Consider the following 5,164-nt stretch of genomic DNA (forward strand, 5'->3'; position numbering starts at 1 on the left):
TTGATGCCCTCCAGTGGAAAGATTGGGCAACACAGGTTCAACGACTGCATACAGGTAAGTAATCCAAGGCAACGGCGGCTTTAGAGGAAATTTTTCACCGGCCGGTTATGGCCGGCTGCACTCATTGGGATTTTAAACCTGAACGGCAGCCCTATGATGCAAAGGAGCCGTTCAACTCAATACGGATCACCGCTCTGGCAGCTTACCCAGTTGCTTGATGACGCCGATGCCAACCAAGGAGCGCATCTGCGTGATCGCGATGGCGTTTAATTGCGTCAATCGCTCCGGCGCTGAAAGCCCTTGATGGATCAGGACCGCGTTGATGCTCTCCATATTGGATAGCACGACCAATTGCTCCAGGGTCGCGATATCACGCATGTTGCCGGTTTGGTCGGGATTGGCTTGCCGCCATTGAGTGGCCGTCATCCCAAACAGTGCGACGTTGAGTAGATCGGCTTCGCTGGCATAGACGGTGGCGGTTTGCGTTTTGGTTAGTTGCGGCGGAATCAGGCGTTCCTTGATGGCGTCCGTGTGAATACGGTAGTTGACCTTGGACAGCGTGCGCTGGAAATTCCATTCCAGCGAAATGGCTCGCGCTTCTTCATCCTTGAGGCGCTGAAATTCCTTGATCAGGTACAGCTTGAACTCGGGGCTGAGCCAAGAACCGAATTCGAAAGCGATATCCTTGTGGGCATAGGTGCCGCCGCCACGTCCAGCTTTGGCATAGAGACCGATGGCGTCTGTGGTATCAATCCATTTTTTCGGCGACAGTGAGAAACTGTTCAGACCGGCCTGACTCTTAAACCTCTCGAATTCGAGAGGTTTAAAGGCTGGGTTGTAAATTTGCTCCCATATACCGAGGAACTCTATGGTGTTGCGGTTCCGCAACCAACTGTAGAGAACGCTTTCATCCCCGAATCGTTTCACCATGTCAGTCAGTGAAATGTAATCCTGTTCGTGACGAGTCGTGATGGTCACTTCGGCGCCGTGCACCGTAATGCTGCGATTTTTCATGTTGATGAGTCCAAAGCCTGTCGGAAAACAACTGTTTTGCGACAGGCACCGTTCGGCTACCAAAATCGCGTATTAACCCCGCCAAAAAATATGCGGAAAACAATGCCGCTATGGTATAGCATACGGAAATCATAGGCTATGGGTTTTCCACACATGCTTGTCGGCTACATGCGCGTCTCTTCCGACTCTGATCGACAAACCACGGATCTACAACGCGATGCCCTGTTGGCGGCAGGCGTTGATGCGCGCCACCTATTCGAGGATCGCGCGTCCGGCGCCAAGGATGATCGTCCGGGGTTGGCCAAGGCGCTGGCGTTTGTTCAACCTGACGATGTTCTTGTCGTCTGGAAGCTGGACAGGCTTGGCCGCTCGCTGTCGCATCTGCTCACCATCGTTGACACGTTGCGGGAGCGGCAGGTCGCTTTTCGTTCGCTCACCGAAGGCATGGATACCACCACGCCATCGGGCGAGCTATTGTTTCAGGTGTTCGGTGCGCTTGCGCAGTACGAACGCGCCCTGACCCGAGAAAGGGTAATAGCCGGACTGGCGGCCGCCAAGCGACGGGGCCGACTCGGTGGCCGGCCACCGGCGATCATCGGCGAGAAACTGGACACCATCGTCGCCGCGCTGAATGGCGGCATGTCCAAGGCGGCTGTGTGCCGCAACTTTGGCGTCAAGCGCACCACGCTGATCGAAACCCTTGCCCGAGTTGGCTGGCCAAGTGCTGAGAAGATGCCGCAACGATGAGGCGTAAAAGCGAGCGGCTAACCGTTCTTTCGGAGGCCGAGCAATTCGCCCTGTACGGCATGCCTGACTTCGATGATGGACAGCAACAGGAGTATCTATCACTGACCGAGGCGGAACTGGCGCTCGCCTGCAGTCGTCCTGGTTTGCATGCCCAAGCTTACTGCGCTTTGCAGATCGGCTACTTCAAAGCCAAGCATGCCTTCTTCCGCTTTACTTGGGACGACGCGCCGGACGATTGCGCCTTCGTCCTGACTCGCTATTTCAACGATCAGGCGTTCGAGCCGCACACGATCACCAAGCACGAGCGCTACGCGCAACGAACTCTGATTGCGAAGCTATTCGGCTACCGGCTATGGTCGACGGACTCCCTGCCACAACTCGTGCAACAAGCCAATCAGATCGTTCGGCGTGACATCACGCCCGGCTTCATCGTGGCCGAGTTGATCGTCTATCTCAACGAGCACAAGATCGTCCGGCCCGGCCTCACCACGTTGCAGGAACTGATCAGCGAAGCATTGTCCGCCGAACGCCGACGCTTGGGTGTGCTACTCGATGAGGTACTGGACGGCGAGGCCAAGGCCGCGCTGGCTCAACTTCTGGTGCGCGACGACACCCTGTCGGAGCTGGCGGCTCTCAAGCAGGATGCCAAAAGCTTCGGCTGGCGACAAATGGCGCAGGAGCGGGAGAAGCGTGCCAAGCTGGAACCGTTATACCGAATTGCCAAGACGCTGTTGGCCAGGTTGGCGATCTCGCAGCAGAATCTGCACTATTACGCGAGCCTGGCCAATTTTTACACTGTCTACGACCTTCGCCGCCTCAAACCCGAGCAGACCAACTTGTATCTGCTGTGCTACGCCTGGCAGCGTTATCGACAGTTTACCGATAATCTCGTAGATGCCTTGGGCTACCACATGAAGCAGCTCGAAGACGAGAGCAAGGCGCGGTCGAATAAGCTCTTCGTCACGGAACAGATCCGTCGGCAACAGGAAACGCCGCGAGTCGGACGTTTGCTGTTGCTCTACGTCGACGACACGGTGGCCGATGTCACGCCTTTCGGCGACGTGCGCCAGCGTGCGTTCAAGATCATGCCGAAGGAGGCGCTGCAAATGACCGGCCAACGCCTCAGCGTGAAGCCCGCGAGCAAGCTGGCCCTGCGCTGGCAGACCGTTGACGGTTTGGCCGAACGCATCCGGCGCCACGTGCGGCCACTCTACGGGGCGCTTGAATTCTCCGGGGTCGTGCCGGATAACCCGTGGCTTGGGGCGCTCGCCTGGGTGAAGGGTGTATTCGCGAAACAGCAGCGACTGTCACACCGTCCTCTGGCCGAATGCCCCGAGGCCACCCTGCCCAAGCGTCTGCGTCCCTATCTATTGATATTCGACGCGGACGGGAAGCCCTTGGGCTTACATGCCGACCGCTATGAGTTCTGGCTTTACCGCCAACTCAGAAAACGCTTCAAGGCTGGAGAGATCTATCTGGACGACAGTCTGCAGCACCGCTGCTTTACTGACGAGCTGGTCTCCCTTGAGGAGAAGGCCAGCGTGCTCGGCCAGATGGACATTCCCTGGCTGCGCCAGCCCATCGGAGCGCAACTTGACGCGCTGAAGGCCGAACTCCACGAACAGTGGCTGGCGTTCAACCGTGAGTTGCGCCAAGGGAAGTTGAAGCATCTCGACTACGATAGCGAGCGCAAGACGCTGACCTGGCGCCGACCCAAGGCCGACAACGATACCGCCAAACAGAACCGCTTCTATGATCAATTGTCGTTCTGCGATGTCGGTGACGTGTTCCGCTTTGTGAACGGGCAATGCCAGTTCCTGTCGGCGCTGACACCGCTGCAACCGCGCTACGTCAAGCAGGTCGCCGATTCGGACAGTCTGATGGCCGGTATCATCGCCCAGGCGATGAACCACGGCAACCTCGTCATGTCGCGCACCAGTGATATTCCCTACCACGTGCTGGAGACGACCTACCAACAGTATCTGCGCCAGGCATCGCTGCAGGCGGCCAACGACCGGATCAGCAATGGCATTGCCGACTTGCCCATCTTCCCGCACTATTCCTTCGACCTTGGTGGAGCACTCTACGGCAGCGTCGATGGTCAGAAGTTCGGCGTGGAGCGACCGACCGTCAAGGCGCGGCATTCGCGTAAGTATTTCGGTCGTGGTAAAGGGGTCGTCGCCTACACCCTGCTGTGTAACCATGTGCCGCTGCAAAGTTGGATCATCGGCGCGCATGAGTTCGAGGCGCATCACGTGTTCGACATTTGGTACCGCAACACGTCCGATATCGTGCCAACCACGATTACCGGTGACATGCACAGCGTCAACAAGGCGAACTTCGCCATCCTGTATTGGTTTGGTCTACGCTTCGAGCCGCGTTTCACCGATCTGGAAGAGCAACTGAAAGAACTCTACTGCGCCGATGATCCGGCGCTGTACGAAAAATGCCTGATTCGCCCGGTCGGCCAGATCAACCTGCCCGCCGTCATTGATGAGAAAAGCAACATTGATCAGATCGTGGCCACGCTAGGCCTCAAAGAGATGACGCAGGGCACACTGATCCGCAAGCTGTGCACCTACTCCGCATCGAACCCAACGCGGCAAGCCATATTCGAGTTCGACAAGCTGATTCGCAGCATCTACACGTTGCGCTATTTGCGTGATCCTCAGTTGGAGCGCAACGTCCACCGCTCGCAGAATCGCATCGAGTCCTACCACCAGCTGCGTTCAGCCATCGCTCAGGTCGGCGGCAAGAAGGAATTGACCGGCCAGACCGACATCGAAGTCGAAATCAGCAACCAGTGCGCGCGGCTGATCGCCAACGCCATCATCTACTACAACTCGGCGATCCTTTCGCGGCTGTTGACCAAGTGTGAAACCAGCGGAAACGAGAAAGCCCTCGCCCTGCTCAAGAAGATTTCGCCGGCAGCGTGGCGCCATATTCACCTGAACGGGCACTATACCTTTCACGGCGATGGTCAGATTATCGATCTGGATGCGATCGTGGCGGGGCTGGAATTGGGTTGACGGAATTTTCGGCGGTTTGGGCTTACCCCCCCTGATATGAGATCATGTTTGTCATCTGGAGCCATGGAACAGGGTTCATCATGAGTCATCAACTTACCTTCGCCGACAGTGAATTCAGCAGTAAGCGCCGTCAGACCCGAAAAGAGATTTTCCTCTCCCGTATGGAGCATATCCTGCCATGGCAGGATATGACCGCCGTCATCGAGCCGTTTTATCCCAAAGCCGGTAATGGTCGTCGGCCCTATCCGCTGGAAACCATGCTGCGCATTCACTGCATGCAGCATTGGTACAACCTGAGCGATGGCGCGATGGAAGATGCTCTGTACGAAATCGCCTCCATGCGTCTGTTTGCCCGGTTATCCCTGGATAGCGCC

4 protein-coding genes are annotated in these 5,164 nt (G+C 57.0%); 3 read left to right on the forward strand and 1 reads right to left on the reverse strand.

Annotated features, from left to right (window positions below; all coding sequences use genetic code 11):
• Positions 1–186 precede the first annotated feature (186 nt).
• Positions 187–1,014 carry a KilA-N domain-containing protein gene (locus PG883_RS22550; protein ID WP_058646743.1) on the reverse strand — a complete coding sequence of 276 codons (828 nt, stop codon included), beginning with the start codon at positions 1,012–1,014 and terminating at the stop codon, positions 187–189.
• Between the two features lie 153 nt (positions 1,015–1,167).
• On the opposite strand from PG883_RS22550, the gene PG883_RS22555 reads away from it, so the two are divergent.
• The 3 genes from PG883_RS22555 to PG883_RS22565 all read left to right on the forward strand — a co-directional run.
• The gene (locus PG883_RS22555) at positions 1,168–1,761 is read left to right on the forward strand and encodes a recombinase family protein (RefSeq protein WP_039272634.1); all 594 of its coding nucleotides are present in this window, start codon (positions 1,168–1,170) and stop codon (positions 1,759–1,761) included.
• The gene (locus tag PG883_RS22560; RefSeq protein WP_039272567.1) at positions 1,758–4,790 is read left to right on the forward strand and encodes a Tn3 family transposase; all 3,033 of its coding nucleotides are present in this window, start codon (positions 1,758–1,760) and stop codon (positions 4,788–4,790) included. Before PG883_RS22555 ends, PG883_RS22560 begins: the two co-directional genes overlap by 4 nt.
• 80 nt (positions 4,791–4,870) lie before the next feature.
• Positions 4,871–5,164: transposase (locus PG883_RS22565; RefSeq protein WP_270808287.1), on the forward strand; the 294-nt coding region annotated here is incomplete at its 3' end.

The sequence above is a fragment of the Aeromonas sp. QDB25 genome, assembly GCF_027707725.1.
Classification (GTDB): domain Bacteria; phylum Pseudomonadota; class Gammaproteobacteria; order Enterobacterales; family Aeromonadaceae; genus Aeromonas; species Aeromonas caviae.